The 17,427-nt window shown below is 45.7% G+C and carries 14 protein-coding genes; 1 reads left to right on the forward strand and 13 read right to left on the reverse strand.

Features of this window, described 5'->3' with window-relative positions; all coding sequences use genetic code 11:
- Positions 1-160: 160 nt before the first annotated feature.
- From ACESTK_RS03830 to ACESTK_RS03850, 5 genes are all read right to left on the reverse strand, one after another.
- Entirely contained in the window at positions 161-1,861 is a 1,701-nt protein-coding gene (locus tag ACESTK_RS03830) for an ABC1 kinase family protein (protein WP_373118759.1), read from the reverse strand.
- A gap of 156 nt (positions 1,862-2,017) precedes the next feature.
- Entirely contained in the window at positions 2,018-2,407 is a 390-nt protein-coding gene (locus ACESTK_RS03835) for a phasin family protein (RefSeq protein WP_373118762.1), read from the reverse strand.
- A gap of 77 nt (positions 2,408-2,484) precedes the next feature.
- Entirely contained in the window at positions 2,485-2,865 is a 381-nt protein-coding gene (locus tag ACESTK_RS03840) for a diacylglycerol kinase family protein (protein ID WP_373118765.1), read from the reverse strand.
- A gap of 153 nt (positions 2,866-3,018) precedes the next feature.
- Positions 3,019-3,561, reverse strand: a complete 543-nt coding sequence (locus ACESTK_RS03845) for a Uma2 family endonuclease (RefSeq protein ID WP_373118767.1) — start codon at positions 3,559-3,561, stop codon at positions 3,019-3,021.
- A 108-nt stretch (positions 3,562-3,669) separates the two neighbouring features.
- Positions 3,670-5,187 carry an ASKHA domain-containing protein gene (locus ACESTK_RS03850; RefSeq protein ID WP_373118770.1) on the reverse strand — a complete coding sequence of 506 codons (1,518 nt, stop codon included), beginning with the start codon at positions 5,185-5,187 and terminating at the stop codon, positions 3,670-3,672.
- Positions 5,188-5,632: 445 nt separating this feature from the next.
- On the opposite strand from ACESTK_RS03850, the gene ACESTK_RS03855 reads away from it, so the two are divergent.
- Complete coding sequence (locus ACESTK_RS03855; protein ID WP_195380152.1) at positions 5,633-6,034, forward strand: helix-turn-helix domain-containing protein; 402 nt, start codon at positions 5,633-5,635, stop codon at positions 6,032-6,034.
- 221 nt (positions 6,035-6,255) lie between these two features.
- Here ACESTK_RS03855 and leuS read toward each other — a convergent pair whose 3' ends face one another.
- The 8 genes from leuS to ACESTK_RS03895 all read right to left on the reverse strand — a co-directional run bounded on the left by leuS (position 6,256) and on the right by ACESTK_RS03895 (position 17,401).
- The gene (gene leuS, locus ACESTK_RS03860; RefSeq protein ID WP_373118773.1) at positions 6,256-8,658 is read right to left on the reverse strand and encodes a leucine--tRNA ligase; all 2,403 of its coding nucleotides are present in this window, start codon (positions 8,656-8,658) and stop codon (positions 6,256-6,258) included.
- A gap of 166 nt (positions 8,659-8,824) precedes the next feature.
- Complete coding sequence (locus tag ACESTK_RS03865; RefSeq protein WP_373118776.1) at positions 8,825-10,009, reverse strand: S41 family peptidase; 1,185 nt, start codon at positions 10,007-10,009, stop codon at positions 8,825-8,827.
- 222 nt (positions 10,010-10,231) lie between these two features.
- Positions 10,232-11,140: a permease-like cell division protein FtsX gene (gene ftsX / locus ACESTK_RS03870; RefSeq protein WP_148463242.1), complete on the reverse strand. Its 909-nt coding sequence runs from the start codon at positions 11,138-11,140 to the stop codon at positions 10,232-10,234.
- Positions 11,130-11,813 (reverse strand): cell division ATP-binding protein FtsE, encoded by a 684-nt coding sequence (gene ftsE / locus ACESTK_RS03875; RefSeq protein WP_226854921.1) that lies wholly within the window; start codon positions 11,811-11,813, stop codon positions 11,130-11,132. The genes ftsX and ftsE overlap by 11 nt, the downstream gene beginning before the upstream one ends.
- 272 nt (positions 11,814-12,085) lie before the next feature.
- Positions 12,086-13,174: a CdaR family transcriptional regulator gene (locus tag ACESTK_RS03880; protein WP_118578361.1), complete on the reverse strand. Its 1,089-nt coding sequence runs from the start codon at positions 13,172-13,174 to the stop codon at positions 12,086-12,088.
- Between the two features lie 388 nt (positions 13,175-13,562).
- Positions 13,563-14,468, reverse strand: a complete 906-nt coding sequence (locus ACESTK_RS03885) for a YitT family protein (protein WP_330589383.1) — start codon at positions 14,466-14,468, stop codon at positions 13,563-13,565.
- On the reverse strand, positions 14,458-16,491 hold the full coding sequence (locus ACESTK_RS03890; protein WP_373118779.1) for a nitric oxide reductase activation protein: 2,034 nt from the start codon (positions 16,489-16,491) through the stop codon (positions 14,458-14,460). The genes ACESTK_RS03885 and ACESTK_RS03890 overlap by 11 nt, the downstream gene beginning before the upstream one ends.
- Positions 16,481-17,401 (reverse strand): AAA family ATPase, encoded by a 921-nt coding sequence (locus ACESTK_RS03895; protein ID WP_373118782.1) that lies wholly within the window; start codon positions 17,399-17,401, stop codon positions 16,481-16,483. Before ACESTK_RS03895 ends, ACESTK_RS03890 begins: the two co-directional genes overlap by 11 nt.
- Positions 17,402-17,427 lie beyond the last annotated feature (26 nt).

Consider the following 17,427-nt stretch of genomic DNA (forward strand, 5'->3'; position numbering starts at 1 on the left):
ATCAATATAACAAGCCCCAGCAAAAAGCCGGGGCTAATACTTCAATTATTTTAGGACATTTTCAAAAACGCTTGACACCCCCCCAGGTTTCTTTCTGGCTTTTCCGGCAAAGTTTGGTAATTTTATCCACTTAACCCGATTTTCCCACTGATTTTTTCCACTACTTTTTCATAAAATGTTTGATAAACAGATACATGAGAATGACCAGCGCCCCAAAGTACCCCAGCACTCCAAAAGCCGGAATTCCCATTATCTTCGGTGTCATATCTGTGGTACAGATAATACTGGAGCTGATCAGAAGTGCCATTACCCAAAGACCAAGCACAATGTTCCGGATCAGGCGGCGCATCAGCCACGCCAGGTCATCTGAAGCATGCAAATCCAGGTTGATCTTGGTCTGGCCTTTCATACAGCCCTGCAGGAAATCTGCTGCCAACGCAGGGATATCCACAGCGCGGAGCATGGAGCGATACAGCTTTTTCCCGCTGCCCTTCATCTGCTTCTTCCAGTTTCCCTCCTCCAGAAGGTTTCCCCTCAAGCGGGCTGCTGCAATCTGCACCATATTGATCTCCGGGCTGATATCTGCCAGTACCCCTTCCATATGAGTTAGCCCTCTTGCAAGCATTGTGAGGCCATGGGGCATGACGATCTTGTTCTCTTTCATCACGTCCATCAGATCTGTAAGGATTTCTACGATATCGATTTCGCCAAAATCTGCGGTGCCATATTTCGCCATAAGGTCGCGGATGTCTGTGTAAAGACGGCTCTGGTTAGGTTTCCCCTTGAATTCTCCAAGTGCCAGCACTGCATCCTGAATTTTTCCAATGTCATTCAGTGCCATACCCTCGATAGCCTGACCGATCAGCTCCCGGTCACGATCATTCAGCCGTCCCATCATTCCCATGTCGATCCACACGATTTTGCCGCCCTGGATCATCACATTTCCCGGATGGGGGTCTGCGTGGAAAAAGCCGTCGTCCATAACCTGCTTGATAAAATTATCCACAAATTTGCTGCCAATCTCATCAAGGTCATAGCCGCCTGCGAGAAGCTCTTCCTTATGGTCGATGGGAATACCGTCGATGTATTCCATAACAAGGACACTGGCTGTGGTATACTCCCTGTAAAGAATAGGCGTTTTCACAAATGCCACATTTTTATTTTTCCTGGAAAATTCTTCCATGTTGGCTGCTTCCGTCAGGAAATTCATCTCTTCCTGGGTAACGCGCCACAGCTCTTCCAGCACAAGATTCAGATCTACCGCTTCCTTGATGCTTACAGGGGGAAGGAGCTTCACTGCCTTCTTCATCAGGCCGATATCGCGGGCCATGATCTCGTAGATGCCCTTTCGCTGAACCTTTATCACAACTTCTTCGCCGGTTTTCAGGACGGCGTGGTGTACCTGGGCGATAGAGGCTGAGCCAAGGGGCTTCTCCTGGATTTCCTGAAATTCTTCCTGCCAGGGACAGCCGAAAGCTTCCCGGAGGACTTCTTCTACTTCCGCAAATGGCATAGGGTCTACATCAGAGCAAAGCTTCATCAGCTCGTCACAGTAACGCTTGGGCAAAATGTCGGAACGCATGGACATGATCTGTCCCAGCTTGATGAAGGTGGGGCCGAGATCTGTGAGAATGAGGCGGAGCTTTTCCGGGGAGACGCCTCGGGTGATGGCATGCTTGTGGAGAACGGCTGTAATTTCTTTTAGCCTTTCTTTATAAGTGCCGGTGTCTTTGCCATTTGACTTCTTATCAGCTGTACTGCTTTTCTCATTTTTACCCTGTTGGATTTCTGCTTCCAGATTCTTTCTTTGCGCCTGGTCTGCCTCTGACTTCATCGTACTGTCATTCTTTGTCACACCCATGTCTGTTCCCCTCACTGAAAAGACAGGATTCGGGTACTCTTTCTCCTCATCCTGCCTTCATAAATTTCTTTATTTTGTTCTGCAATGCCATTCAGGATTTCCTGCTGCACTTCTTAAACAAGGCAATACTATTTCTTTTTCGGAAAATGTTATTGCTTATTCCTGAGGGTCGTCCTCGTATTCTTCTTTGGCTTCCTCGGCTTCTTCTGTCTCTTCCTCTTCTTCGGCAGTCTCCTCTGCGTCTACGTCTTTTGCCTGCATCTTGCTGATCTGCTCTTTCAGGGCAGCCAGCTGATCCGGAGTCATTTTGCCAAGGACTTCCTTCAGCTCATCCGGGTTGGACGGCTTCAGGGTTACGTTTACGTTCTTCTTCATGCTCTCTTTGATATTGTGCTTCAGCTCCTGATTGAGGACCTTGCCCTGTTCTACAGTGAGCTCACCTTTCTTTACCAGTTCATCCAGAACTTCTTTGGATTTCTCTGCGGTCACTGCTGCAGTGCCGATTCCTGCAAGTAATATTTTTTTGATGCCTTCTCCAAGTTCCATAGTGTGTGCTCCTTTCTTATTTACAGCTGTATCTGCCAACTCCCTGTGGGATTTTCGTTTTCAGCAGATCGGACTTCTCATAAAAGTCCAAGAAATGCCAGTCCTTTGGGTACGAAAATGATCATTCCGGCGATTGCTGCCATGATGGCTGCGATCAGTACTGCGCCTGCTGCTGTATCTTTGGCGATTTTCGCCAGAGGCTTGTACTCGCTGGTCACCAGATCCACCACTGCTTCCACAGCTGTATTCACCAGCTCCAGTGCCATCACCAGTCCGAATAGCCCCAGACAAATGCACCATTCCACTGGGGAAAGCTTCAGGATCATGCCCGCAATCACCACAAGGACTGCCATCACGCAGTGGATCTTCATATTCCGTTCCTTGCGGATGCAGGTGAAAATTCCTTCAAATGCGTATCCGAAACTTTTCGTAATTGGTGGTTTCTTGGGTGCTGTCATTTCGTACACTTCCTGTCTGTTGGTTTGGGAGTAGTATAGCATATTTTGTGAGAAATTACTATAAATTTAGATAATTTTTACATTTTCTCATTATTGCTGTACGAATTGCAAAAAGGGCAAGCTGCAAAACAGGCCTGCCCTTACATGCATTTTCTAAATATCCAGTTTACTAAAATCAATCACCAGGTTCTCATAAATTCCTGCTTTTACCGAATCCTGCAGTGTATATTGTTCCGTATCTCCTTTTTCAAAATTATATACAAATATCTGATTCTTAGCCGCATCTATGATCCAGTATTCTCTTACACCTGCTGTTCTGTATTTAAAAAGCTTCGTATAATAGTCCATTCGTTTACTTGCAGGAGAAACAATCTCAATAATCCAGTCTGGTGCACCATTGCATCCTTGATCATCCAGTTTATCCGGGTCACAAATTACTGAAATGTCTGGCTCTACATAAGTACCAGTCGTATCATCCAGATATACTGCAAATGGAGCAGCATAGACTTCGCATTTTCCCTTATGGGAACGGATGTACTCAAGAATTCTGGCTGACAGTTCCATGGATATTTTCTGGTGTGTCCTGTTAGGTGGTGCCATATAGTATATATGTCCATCAATAAGCTCCGCTCTCTCCCCTTCCGGAAGAGCATATATATCATCTATTGTATAAACTTTTTCTTCGAGTAATGGCATGTAATCACTCCTTTTCGATGATTTCTATTACTTCTAAGTATATCGAAAGAGCTCCTTCAAATCAACCATTTGAAAATGAATTTCCATTGAAATAAATCAAAAAGCAGTTTATAACTTTATATCTTTCTGCCGTTCTTTTAGCTTCTCCATAACCGTAGGATACCGCTTATAATCTGTATGTGGCAATGCTTGGGCTGCTACCATTAGTTCCAGGAAGTCTTCTACTTCAGCGAACTGGATGTAGACCATTTCTTCCAGGATCTGGTCGATGTCAGTGAGAAGGCTCCGGTTCAGAAGCAGCTTCTGGGCGCCTTCCAGTGAGGAATTTCCAGCGTTGATGATGTGGTCGCGGTCCATGTCGGGATACATGCCGATGGCGATTGCAGACTCTTTGGATACGTGTTTGCCAAAGGCTCCTGCCACGTAGAAGCGGTCGGCCTGGTTTAAGTCAAGACCGGATTCACGGAGCATGATTTCTACCATGGTGTGGGCGGCGGATTTGGTGCGGATAAATTCGTCGATGTCCTTCTGGTAGAAGTACAGACCGGGGGCATATTTCACACAGAGCTGGTTGTCTCTCTCCTGAATGAGAGGGCTTTTTTCCGGGGAAAGCTTGCCGCGGATGTCGATCCATCCCTCCAGAAAAAGCTCTGCGATCAGGTCTATGATACCGGAACCGCAGATTCCCTGAGGCGCAGAATTTCCAATTACATGCACAAAGATGTTTCCATCCCTTATCCTCACTTCATCTACTGCCCCTGCGTCTGCCCGCATTCCAGTGCGCACCACGCCTCCCTCCAGCGCTGGTCCTGCTGCGCCTGCACCACAGAGAAGAAATTCTTTATTTCCGATCACCAGCTCGCCGTTGGTTCCGATATCGAAGAAAACGCTGATCTCGTTTTTCTTATATAATTCAGTGTCAATCATGCCGCTGATAATATCGCCGCCAAGGTAGTTTGACTTGGCAGGGTAACAATAAACGTAGCCTTTCAGCGGAATGTCCAGATCACGCGCCATCTGGAAACCGGGGCGATCGGCATGGACTGCGTGCGGAGTGTAGAAAACGCAGAAGGCATCCATTCCCAGAAGGAAGTGAATCATGGTGGTGTTACCCGCGATTACCATGGAGAGCGCGGAGTGGCTTGCATCCAGCTTATCCATGCATTCACAAATGGATTCTACTGTAGCCCGCCGCACTTCTTCCAGCTTTTCCTTATTATCTTTACAGTAAAAAATCCTGGACAGAATATCTGTCCCCCACTGGATCTGCTTATTGAAGCAGCTGACTTCCTTCAAAATCTCTCCACTGTTGCAGTCCAGAAGTCTCGCCACCACAGTGGTACTTCCCAGATCCACCGCCAGCCCATAATGCTGCGCGGTGGTATCTCCTTCCTCAATCTCCACCATTTCCCAGTTATCCCCATTCCAGGCAAGGGAAACCGTTATTTTCCACTTTGCGTTATCAAGTAATGGGTATAACTTCCGTAAAATGTGGACAGGTATATGAACCCGCTCTTCCACACCTGCCGCCGCCAGACTATCCAGGATCCGCTGCTGGTCTGAGCGGGGATCGTCTTCTGTTGGGAGGGGGAGTTCGAGATATCGTTTTTGGCTGAGTCCATTCATCGTTTTTCAGCTCCTTATTTTTTACTCGTTTTGAGTGTATTTATATATTCTATTCCTTATTTGGATATTTTTTATTGACGTAATTCGAATTATTCTATATAATAAATATATGTATTTCAAATTTAATATATTTTCCCGAGCAGTTGGGGGACGTGCTCTCACCCATCCGAGTTTTATGGAGGAGGTGATACTTATGTCAACCTATGAAGAATTTATGGTTATTTTAACCGCAGGTATTTTACTTGTTTCTATTCTGGAATTCGCCATACATAAGAAATAGCCGTCCTAACCCTCGGAAAGTTGCGGAACGGCTATCTCAATAGTCAACACCCAATATAACAGGATCAGGTAGAGAGCATCTACCTTCCAGCTGTTCTGGTGAGTATATTATATCTATTCTATATGATTTTGTCAATCAATAATAGAAAATGGAGGGATTTTTATCATGACTTTTGGAAAAAGACTTATGCAGCTGCGTAAAGAACATGGTTATCGCAATCGCGACGCTTTCGCTGCCGAGCTTGGCATTCCAGCCAACACTTTGCGTAATTACGAAATGGACATTCGGGAACCAGGCTTTCCATTCCTTATAAAGATGTCGCAGCTTTTTCATGTCTCTACAGATTACCTGTTAGGGTTAACAGAAGAAAGAGCGACTACAGCTGTCGATGTTCAATCCATCTCCGAACAGCAGCTTATCGAGAAATATCGTCTTCTCGACTGCACTGGAAAAGAACTTGTAGATTACACAATTGCCATTGAATTAAAGCGAACCACCTTATTGGAAAATCAAAAAAACCGCATTCTCCATTATGAGCAGGCGTTTAATTTCTTAAAACAGTCATAATCGTTTTATGCATTTTCTATATACTTCTATAGCCAGCAGTGGACTATCTCTGCATTTTCTCTGGCTATAATTTTCCAAGTGTGCCGTCAGTCTTCATATTATCTGACCACTGATCTTCTTTTATAAGATAGTCTTTTATTCTTTTATTTGAAGATAACTGCTGTAATTCAAAAAACTCCCCACCGATCATTCAGTGGAGAGTTTCTCTATTCCAGTAATCTTTATTTCGCAACAAAGTTTACGATCTTATTCGGTACATAAATCTCTTTTACAAGAGTCTTGCCTTCCAGGAAGGAAGCTACTCTCTCGTCCTTCTTCGCCAGCTCAAGAGCTTCCTCTTTCGCACAGCCGTTCGGGATTACGATGGTTCCACGAACCTTACCATTGACCTGGACACCGATTTCTATGGAGTCCTCTACAGTCTTGCTCTCTTCATATTCCGGCCACTGGGAAAGGGAAAGTAAACCTTCTCCACCGATGGTCTCCCAGATTTCCTCGCAAAGATGAGGTGCAAACGGGCAAAGGAGCTTGATGAAAATCACAAGGTCATCCTTGCTGATCTTGCCAACAGCATAAATCTCATTGATGAGAGTCATCAGGCAGGCAATTGCAGTGTTAAACTTCATAGCCTCGATATCGGAGGATACCTTCTTGATTGCCTTATGGATCTTAACCTCCATATCCTTGGCTGCCGGCTCCTCTGTCATGATATCGGTCAGTCCTGCAACTCTCTCAAGGAAACGCTTGCAGCCTCTTACGGAGCTGTCGTTCCACGGAGCAGCTGCGCCGTAGTCACCCATGAAGAGAACGTAGGTACGAAGTGCATCTGCACCATACTCATTTACAATGTCAAGCGGGTCAACAACGTTGCCCTTGGATTTACTCATCTTGTCACCGTCTGAACCAAGGATCATACCCTGTGCAGAACGTTTCGCATATGGCTCCGGAGTATTGACAATTCCCATGTCATACAGGAAATGATGCCAGAATCTGGAGTAGATCATATGTCTGGTTACATGCTCCATACCGCCGTTGTACCAGTCAACCGGCATCCAGTATTCCATCTTCTTGCGGTCTGCAAGAGCTTCTGTATTGTGTGGATCCACATAGCGAAGGAAATACCAGGAAGATCCAGCCCACTGTGGCATGGTATCTGTCTCTCTCTTGGCATCGCCGCCGCATTTCGGGCATTTGCAGTTTACGAAGGAATCAATCTTTGCAAGTGGAGACTGTCCGTCCTCACCTGGCTGGAAATCCTTGATCTTCGGCAGACGAAGCGGAAGCTCCTCATATGGAACCGCTACGTCACCGCACTTCGGACAATGAACGATCGGGATTGGCTCGCCCCAGTATCTCTGACGGTTAAATGCCCAGTCTTTCATCTTGTACTGAACGCCAGCTTTACCAATGCCCTTCTTCTCAAGCTCTTCCAGCATGCGCTTGATGGAATCCTTCTTATTTGTATAGCCATTCAGGAAATCGGAGTTGATCATCTCGCCGTCACCTGTGTAGGCTTCTTTCTCAATGTCGCCGCCCTTGATAACCTGGATAATGTCAATGCCAAATTTCTTGGCGAAGTCATAGTCTCTCTGGTCATGTGCCGGTACCGCCATAATCGCGCCGGTACCATATCCCATCATTACATAGTCTGCAATGTAGATCGGGATCTTCTTGCCATTTACAGGATTTACGCCCTCAAGTCCCTGGATGCATACACCTGTTTTCTCTTTTACAAGCTGGGTTCTCTCGAACTCAGTCTTCTTCGCACACTCTTCACGGTAAGCCTTGATCTCATCCATGTTGGTAATGCGGTCAGCATATTTGTCGATCAGCGGATGCTCCGGTGCGATAACCATGAAGGTTACACCAAACAGGGTATCTGGTCTGGTGGTGTAAATCTGCAGTGTCTCATCAATTCCGTCAACTGCAAAGTTTACGAAAGCACCTGTGGATTTACCGATCCAGTTTACCTGCTGCTGCTTGATGTTCGCCGGATAGTCCACATCCTCCAGTCCCTCAAGAAGCTTGTCTGCATACTGGGTGATTCTTAAATACCAGACATCCTTGGACTTCTGGATAACGTCGCTGTGGCAGATATCGCATTTGCCGCCCTGACTGTCCTCATTGGAAAGAACAACCTTACAGGACGGGCAATAGTTAACTAATGTCTTATCACGGAAAACAAGTCCGTTCTCAAACATCTTCAGGAAAATCCACTGGGTCCATTTATAGAAATCTTCCTGTGTGGTATCGATTACACGGCTCCAGTCAAAGGAGAATCCAACACTCTTCAGCTGATTAGTGAATTTCGCAATGTTCTGGTCTGTGATCTCACGAGGATGTGTATTCGTCTTAATCGCATAATTCTCAGTAGGAAGTCCGAATGCATCGAATCCGATTGGGAACAGTACATTGTATCCCTGCATTCTTCTCTTTCTGGAAAGTACCTCGATACTGGAATATGCCTTAATATGTCCAACGTGCATTCCCGCACCACTTGGGTATGGGAACTCTACAAGGCCGTAGAATTTCGGTTTATCAATTCCGTCAACAGCTTTAAATGCCTGCTGCTCTTCCCACTTTTTCTGCCATTTCGGCTCGATTTTCTTAAAATTGTGTTTCATTGATGGTTCCTCCACATTTATTGTGCCTGTCATAACTGTTCAATGCATTCACAGCTATTGCCTGTCAACAAAATAACTGTCGGCTGATTCGCCTGTTTATCGCGTAGATTCGGCGCGTTATTTTGCAAAAATCCTTTTACCATTCTAATCCAACATAGTGGTTTTGTCAACGAGAAACCGCCTCTATTGCGGCCTGAAGCTGATTATCCTCGTCATGGGTATAATCCGTCCGGTTCAAAAGACTGGCATCCAGTTTCTCCTCCACATCCGGTGTGATTCCCACCTTGTGGATATCATTGCCCTTGGGGGTAAAATATTTCGCCGTAGTCAGCTTCACCGCACTTCCATCAGAAAGCTGGCGGATGCTCTGAACGATTCCCTTTCCATAAGTGGTGGTTCCCACAATCGTTCCAATCTCATAATCCTTCACTGCCCCGGCAAAAATCTCTGATGCACTGGCGCTGTTCTCATTTACCAGCACTGCCAGCGGAATGTCAATCGGAGTGTCGCCGTCACACTTCATCTCCTGTTTTTCCCCATATTTGTCCTCTGTATACACGATCAGTCCTTCGGGCAAAATCTGGCGCAGTACATCGCACACAGAAGAAAGCACCCCACCTGGATTGTCACGAAGATCCACGATCAGCTTCTCCATGCCTTTTGCCTGAAGATCTTTGTAAGCATCCTCAAACTGCTGGGGTGTTACCATGGTAAACTCTGTAATTCGCAAATATCCTATAGAATCCTCCAGCATTTCATAAGAAACAGTGGGCAGCTCCACATCGCTCAAAGTCACTGTAATTTCTTCCGGTTCATCTGCCTCCTGGTGATAGACGGTCAGGATAGAAGTACCGTCCTCCTTTTCCCGGATCATCTTTGAGACCTCAGCTGGCGTCATTTCCGTTACATCCGTTCCGTTCACAGCCGTGATCACATCATTCGCCTTCAGTCCGGCCTCATCCGCTGGACTGCCCTCATAACAGTCCACTACCAGAATTCCGCCCTCCGTATTCTGGGTAATGCTCACGCCGATTCCAGAGTAAGAGCCCTCCGTATCTCTCATCTCCTCCTCGTATTCTTCCTCCGTATAATATCTGGAATACGGATCCCCCAGCCCATACAGAAGCCCGGTATAAATCCCCTCTTTCAGCGAATCCTCATCCACATCTTCCAGATAATTCTGATCTATAATATCTTCCAGATACTTAATCTTCTGGGTAACCGCCACATCCGACAGTACATTACTTCCCGCACGTCCTGCTTTCTGAAGACCCACATATCCCCCGCCCAGCACCAGGGATGCGCAAAGTACACCAGTTATGGCTCCCTTTATAAATTGTTTATCTGCCATATATTATCACTCCTCACCATACAAGTTTCATCCAGTTGCCAGCTAGCTCACCGGAGCGTTGCACCGACTTGCGTGGAATATCATTTGCCCCAATGCGTCCGCCTTGAAACACCTTACTTGTTTTTACACAAAAGGACTGCCAGATCTCTCCAGCAGCCCCCATATCCTCTTCTCATATTCTGGCGGAATGCGAACAACCGCCCTTATTGTAAAACAGAACTCTCACACCTTCAAGTGTTTTCTTGTAGTAATAAAGCTTCCCACAAGACCAATTCCAATTCCCAGTGCCAGCGCCACCGGAACCAGTGTCTGGTAGATCTGTCCAACCGGAATGAAATCTACAACACCCAGAAGTACGCTGAACTTGGTATATACATAGGTTACCACATTATTGTAACAGAAATACAAAATGATCAGTGGGATTCCTGCACCGATCAGTCCCAGGATCATACCCTCCAGAAGGAACGGTGCACGTACAAAACTATCGGTAGCACCAATATATTTCATAATTCCGATTTCGTCCTTACGAACTGTAATACCAACGGAAATGGTATTGCTGATCAGGAAAATAGCGATCAGCAGCAGGATCACGATCACTGCCACAGATACATAGGAAACAATACGGTTAATGGAACCAAGAGTCTTGGCAGCCTGCTCAGACTGATTGACCTCTCGTACATTATCCAGTGTCTTGATGTAGGCAACCAGCTCAGACTGTTTCTCAATGTTGTTCATGTACACACGGTAGTTGGATGAGTTTGCCAGCGGGTTATCATCCTTGAAACCGTCTGCTGCCTCAGAGTCATCACCGAAATATTCCTGCTTCATCTTTTCCCAGGCTTCATCCCCGGACTCAAATTCAATCTTGGAAACCTCCGGGCGCTGCCTAATCAGTTCTCCAACTGCATCCATCTGCTCCTGTGTGGTTCCTTCATTAAAAAGCACTGTGATCGGCACATCTTCCTCAACCTTATGCGCCAGCGTATTCACATTATTTACAATGGAAAAGAAAATTCCGAAAAGAAAAATACATGCTGCCATCGTAATAATAGAAGCAATGGAAAACATGAAATTTCTCTTGATGTTCTTGATACCCTGCTTCAGAGTATACCAGATGGTACTAGGCCTCATAATATTCTCCCTCTTTCTCGTCGCTGATGATCACTCCATTATGCATGGTCAGTACACGCTTCTTCATGGAATTGACAATCTCTTTATTGTGGGTTACTACCAGAACGGTGGTTCCACGCTGGTTGATCTCCTCAAGGAGATTCATGATCTCCTCGGATGTCTTCGGGTCAAGATTACCAGTGGGCTCGTCCGCAAGAAGGATGTCCGGGCGGTTTACAATCGCCCTGGCAAGGGCAACTCTCTGCTGCTCTCCACCTGACAGCTCGTCCGGGTATGCCTTGTATTTCCCTGCAAGTCCAACCTCCTGAAGTACCTCCGGAACTCTCTTGCGGATAACTCTGGTAGGACGGTTCACAACACGCTGGGCAAAAGCTACATTCTCATACACATCCCTGTCCTTCAGAAGACGGAAGTCCTGGAATACAACACCAAGCTTACGGCGGTACTTGGCCACACGACGGTGCTTCATTCCCTCAAGCTTCTCTCCGCTTACGATAATCGTACCGGATGTGGAATCCAGTTCCTTCAAAAGCAGCTTGATCAACGTGGATTTACCGGAACCGCTGTTTCCTACTATAAATACGAATTCACCTTTATCTACATGGAGATTGGCGTGATTCACTGCCGGCAGTCCTGGTCCATAGGACTTGCTCACATCTATCAGATCAATCATGATATCCTCCTAAATTTTTCATATAAAAATTCAATTCAGCAGTTTGCTTAATTTTTATGTAACATTATTGTAATATATGTCTGGTGAAAATGCAACCTTATTTTTGCAGTACTTTATTATAACAGAGAAAACTAAGAACGCAATAGATTTCACAAAGGAAACACAAAGCAGATTCAGGAATGATTTTTCAAACAGGTTCTAGTAAATCACAAGAAATAAAATATGCCTGCCACAAACAAATGCAGCAGGCACAGAAATTACAGATATGAAAATTAATACTCCAGAGTCTCCATATACTTCATGTATCTTACAACCATCAGCGCAATCTTGAATGTGATCGCATCCTCGAATACACGAAGGTCAAGACCGGTGCTCTTCTGAAGCTTGTCCAGACGATAAACCAGAGTGTTACGGTGAATGTAAAGCTGTCTGGAGGTCTCGGATACATTCAGGCTGTTCTCGAAAAACTTGTCGATGGTGACCAGAGTCTCCTCGTCGAAATCATCCGGGGACTTGCCGCCGAAGATCTCCTTAATAAACATCTTGCACAGCGGGATCGGAAGCTGATAGATCAGACGACCAATTCCAAGAGAGCTGTAAGCAATAACATCCTTCTCAGGTGAGAAAATCTTGCCTACATCAAGAGCCATTCTGGCTTCCTTGTAGGAACGGGAAACTTCCTTCAGCTCGCTTACGATAGTTCCGTATGCAATATGTGTATTATTCTCTTTCTCAAGGCCTAAGGTATCAAGGATGGTCTGGGCAAGCTTGTCCATCTCCTCGTATCCTTCATTCTCCTCAAGCTCCTTGACAATGATAATACTCTTCTCATCAACAGCTGTGATAAAGTCCTTGCTCTTGCCGCCGAACAGACTCTTCACGCTCTCCATGGAGCTGTGCTCTCTCTCCTGCTCAAGCTCCAAGATCATAACCACCCGTCGAACATCCGCATCAATATGAAGCTTCTTCGCACGATTATAAATATCTACCAGAAGCAGGTTATCAAGAAGCAGGTTCTTAATGAAGCTGTCCTTGTCAAAACGCTCCTTATATGCAACGATCAGGCTCTGGATCTGGAAAGCGGCAAGCTTTCCTACCATATAAGTGTCTTCATCTTCTCCGTGGGCGACCAGAATGTATTCCAGCTGGTAATCATCACAGACCTTGAAATACTGATAACCTTTCACAAGCTGGCTGGCAGCCTGGGATTCCACAAATGCCTGAATATCCTGTGGCTGAATCTCAAATTCACTGTAGGTGGACGCCAGTGTCTTGCCATCTGTGTCAATAATGCAAAACTCCGTCCTGGATATCTCCCTGAGCCCCTCAAGTGTATTCTGCAGTACCTGATTTGATATCATTACCCTTCCGTCCCTTCTTGTAAATTATAGGGCTACTGGTCTCACAGCTGTCAATGTATTCCAGGATAGTGAAAACATTGTCAAAGAGAGCAGTAACATTATATGTTCGCCGGTATAACCGACATGAATCGCTGTCCATTAGTGCCAAAATTCGCGGTCTCAAATCTGTAATATTGCACAAAGCCTCAGACAGTCTTAGGAAAATCTACTGATTCCAAAAATTCATGAACCTATTTTAATACAAAATCACCAAAAAAGGAAGAGGAAAGTAGAAAAAATTTACAAATTTCCAGCAATTTTTTTTAACTTTTTCTATATTGCTCCAATTTCAAGCCCTATTTTCCCCTTTTTTTGCGGTGCGCAGAAGGCTTTGGTAAAGTTTTTCTTTTTACTTACGTTCAATAAATCCCTCACCATGGACTTCACGCACGTCAGACACGATCACAAAAGCATCCGGGTCAATATGGTCTACCAGCTCTTTCAATGCCACGATCTCCTTGCGTCCCACAACGCAGTAAAGAAGCAGCTTGTCCTGGCCGGAGTACATTCCCTTTCCGTGGACTCCGGTCACGCCGCGATCCAGTTTGTCCATGATTTCTCTGGAAATCTCATCAGGCTTGCTGGTAATGATATACGCCTGTTTTGAAAATTTCAGACCTTCGATCAAGCTGTCAGATACCTTTGTTACAAGATAAACGGCGATGATGGCATAAAGTGCTTTCTGCACACCGAACACATACATACCTACAAGTACGATGGCTCCGTCAATAAACTGCATAATCTGGGCAATGGAGTAATGGCGTAACTTCCGCTGCAGCAGTGCCGCCATCATGTCTGTACCCCCGGTAGTTCCTCTTCCAAGAAACACAAGTCCGATTCCAATTCCCTGGATTACACCGCCATAAACGGCTGCCAGCAAAAGATCATTTCCTGCAATATCAAATGCCGGAAGAACCGCCAGCCAGAATGACAGGCAGATTTCTCCCACCAGTGCCCTTTTCACAAACTGGAATCCACTGAGCTTCATTCCGATCAGAAACAGCGGGATATTCAGACTTAAGTTTGTGATCCACAGTGGGATGCCTCCCGGCACGACTCCCTCCGTCCACTCTTTTACCAGGATCGCAATACCGGAAAAGCCTCCGGTTACCATACCGGACATATCGAAAACACTGTTTATGGCAGTTGCCATAAGGGCTGTACCCACAATGATCATCAGGTAGTCCAGGAAGGCAGCTTTTTTGTTATTTTGGAACATGGCGTTACCTCCGTATTCTGCTTTCTTATTCATCATCCTCCAATTGCTTTGTAAGATATCTTCCAACGATTTTGGAAAATCCGGTAATATTCCGGATATATGCAAAATCCTTTCCAAAAATCTTCTTCTCCGTCGCCAGATCTTTCTCTTCCCCGGCGAAAACACCCAGCACGCTCACTCCCTGGCTGCGCAGCTTACGGATCTGGGCTGCAGTGTCAGTAATTGCGTACTTCCCATGATACGGTGCCGGATTCTTCGCATTGGGACGATTGACAATAACATCGTAAGGACGTCCATCACTGAGAATGATCAGAATCTTTTTCTCTTCCTCCCGGTTCAGCAGGCCGTATCCTGCTGCCCGGATGGCAAGTCCGTCACGGTTGTTGGATGATGTTACATAGTTAAATATATTTTCATTTGCACTTCTTGGGTCGTCATATTCTCTGAAGCGATGGAGAATGGTATAGTCCCAGAAAGTGCAGTAGCTCATCACTCTGTGGGGCAGCTCTGCATTGCTAAGTGCCTCGCTGATAATGTAGGCCTGCAGCGCTACCTCGCCCTGTCGGCTCATCTGGGAACCACTGGCATCGATCAGCACATCCACCACAAAATCAGAAGAATCTCCCTTCAATTCCCGCCTAAAAACCTGTGCATCACTGCTTCTTCCAAGCCGCCACAGCCTTGACGGAACAATCATTCCTCTGTCTGAAAGAATCTCCTGATTTTCACTTTTGATGACCAGTGACTTTTTCAGCATTTCTGTGAGAAGGGAGATATTCCGCTTCACAATGCGGTGTTTGTCATGATAAAGCCAGATATTCTTATTTTTCAACCTTTTTGCATATTCATACTGGTAATTTCGTTTTACCGGACTTTTCAGAATTCCCTCAGTAAAATACAGGCTGCAGTCGCTGTGGATGTCACGGCACATCAGCTGGTTTATCCGCTTCTCTTCCAGCTCGCTCAGATAAGTTTTTCCAAAATTCAGTTCCACATAGGTGTGGGCTTTTTCCAACGCCTCCGGAGGCAAAACTGTAATTTTCTGTTTCGACTGCCGTTCCTCTTCCATCTCCCGGGTGACATCCGCATTCTCCATACCCGCCACATTGGAGGTAAGCTGCTCCATATAGCTTTCCAGTGCGTCCTCATACATTTCTTCGGAAAGATAGTCATGCCAGTCGAACTCCGTCAGATCCTCCATAGTGACAGCAAGCACCTGCTCAAGTGTTGCCTTTTTGGAAAAATCAGGGTCAGCGACTTCATTGTATACAGTATCTATGATGCGGATTAAAGACATTGTATCCGCAGTCTCTGCTGCACTGGAAATCAGATCAATATAGTGATAGATTCCTTTATGTTTTCTATCTTTTTGTTCTTTTTCTGTTATATTTGTTATGGTTTTGTTTGATGCATCCGCATTTTCCCCTCTGTCAATCCGCCTTCTCAGCAGATTCACTCTCAGATAGCCCAGCTTATCTGCTGCCGACGGCATAGTCTCATATTCCTGATCCAGTATGTCCTCGCAGGCTTTCCTCTGCATCTCCCAGATTCCAGGGCGCTGTTCACAGATCCGTTCTCCGATGGCTTCTTCAATACAGAGCTGCGAAACAAAGGTAAGCGCAGCTTCATCCGCGCCCATGAAGATTTTTTTCACCAGATACATTCCCAGAAAATCTTTATCGAAGAATTTCGCCAATGCGCCCTGCTTAATTCCATCATACAATGCAATATCCTTTGACCTGAGGAACAGGGAAACATCCGGCTTCATCTGCTGGGTGTAGTCCCCGCTGATAGTCCAGAGCAGATTTCGGATACGGTTTTCCAGCTCTAATTGATAATCCTGGAGATTCAGTTCTTCACAGTTATCCTCTCTTGCCTGAAAATTTTCGCTTTTCTCCGCTACAGGTACTTCCATTGAAACTTTTTCTGATTTCTTATCCCCAGCTGCAATTTTAATTTTTTCTTTCCCAATAGCTGATTTCTTCAAAAATTCCTCTGCATCTTCAAGATCAACCAATTTGGCAGAAATTTTTAAAGATTCGTTTTCTTTATTCTCCATAAACATCTTCCCGTGTCCAGCCCTGTGGAATCCTGGTTCTCACCACATCCTCCACGATTTCCTTCTCAAACACATCAAATGTTTTATTCACAATGCCCATGCGTACCGCCTGCCATGGGGAAAGCCCGGTACGCACGATCTTCATGGCAGCAAGCAGGCCGCGAAGATCCAGCGGCTTTGTGGAAATCTCACTGTTCATGGATTTCTGCTGCAGATCCAGAAATACTCCTATAAACTGCTCCACAGCCTCTTTCTTTGCATCCGGGAACATCCTGTTGAAAATAAATCCAAGCGTTTCCTCATTCTGTGCGGGCATGTCGATTACCAGAAAACGGGAAACCAGAGCCTCATTCAGCTCCTTGGTTCCGGCATACCCGTAATTCATGGTTCCAATAAATCTTGCCGCCGGGTGAAGGTCTATTTTGTCATATCCTGGCACATCAATAGACCGGCGGTAATCCAATGTGGCGTGAAGTACAGAAACCGCATCATTCTTCGCCATATTGATCTCATCCAGAATACCGAATCCGCCTTCCTCAGCACACTGGTAAATGCTTCCCTTACGCAGCTTCACCTGATTATCCACGAAAGTATCTGTTCCAATCAGGTCACCGCTGTTTGTATTCACATGAAAGGACACGTTATACACCGGTCTCCCGAAAATATATGCCAGATTTTCTGCCAGCACATTCTTTCCCGTAGCCTTCGGTCCTGCCAGAAGCAGATTCTCCTGCTCCAGCACCGCTGCCATGGCCATCTCCAATGTTTCCTTCCCATAAAATGGCAGCGCCGGCTTTATCCGTCTGTGCTTCGCTTCCTCTGAAACACCATATTCCTGTCGAAACTCTTCCGCCGCCTTAATAAGCGCCGCACTGACACCTTGTTCCTCTAAAAAATCAAATTCACTCATCTTTTTCCTGCTTTCACTTTACCTCT

It is taken from the genome of Ruminococcus sp. Marseille-P328, assembly GCF_964249465.1.
Lineage (GTDB): Bacteria > Bacillota > Clostridia > Lachnospirales > Lachnospiraceae > Blautia_A > Blautia_A faecis.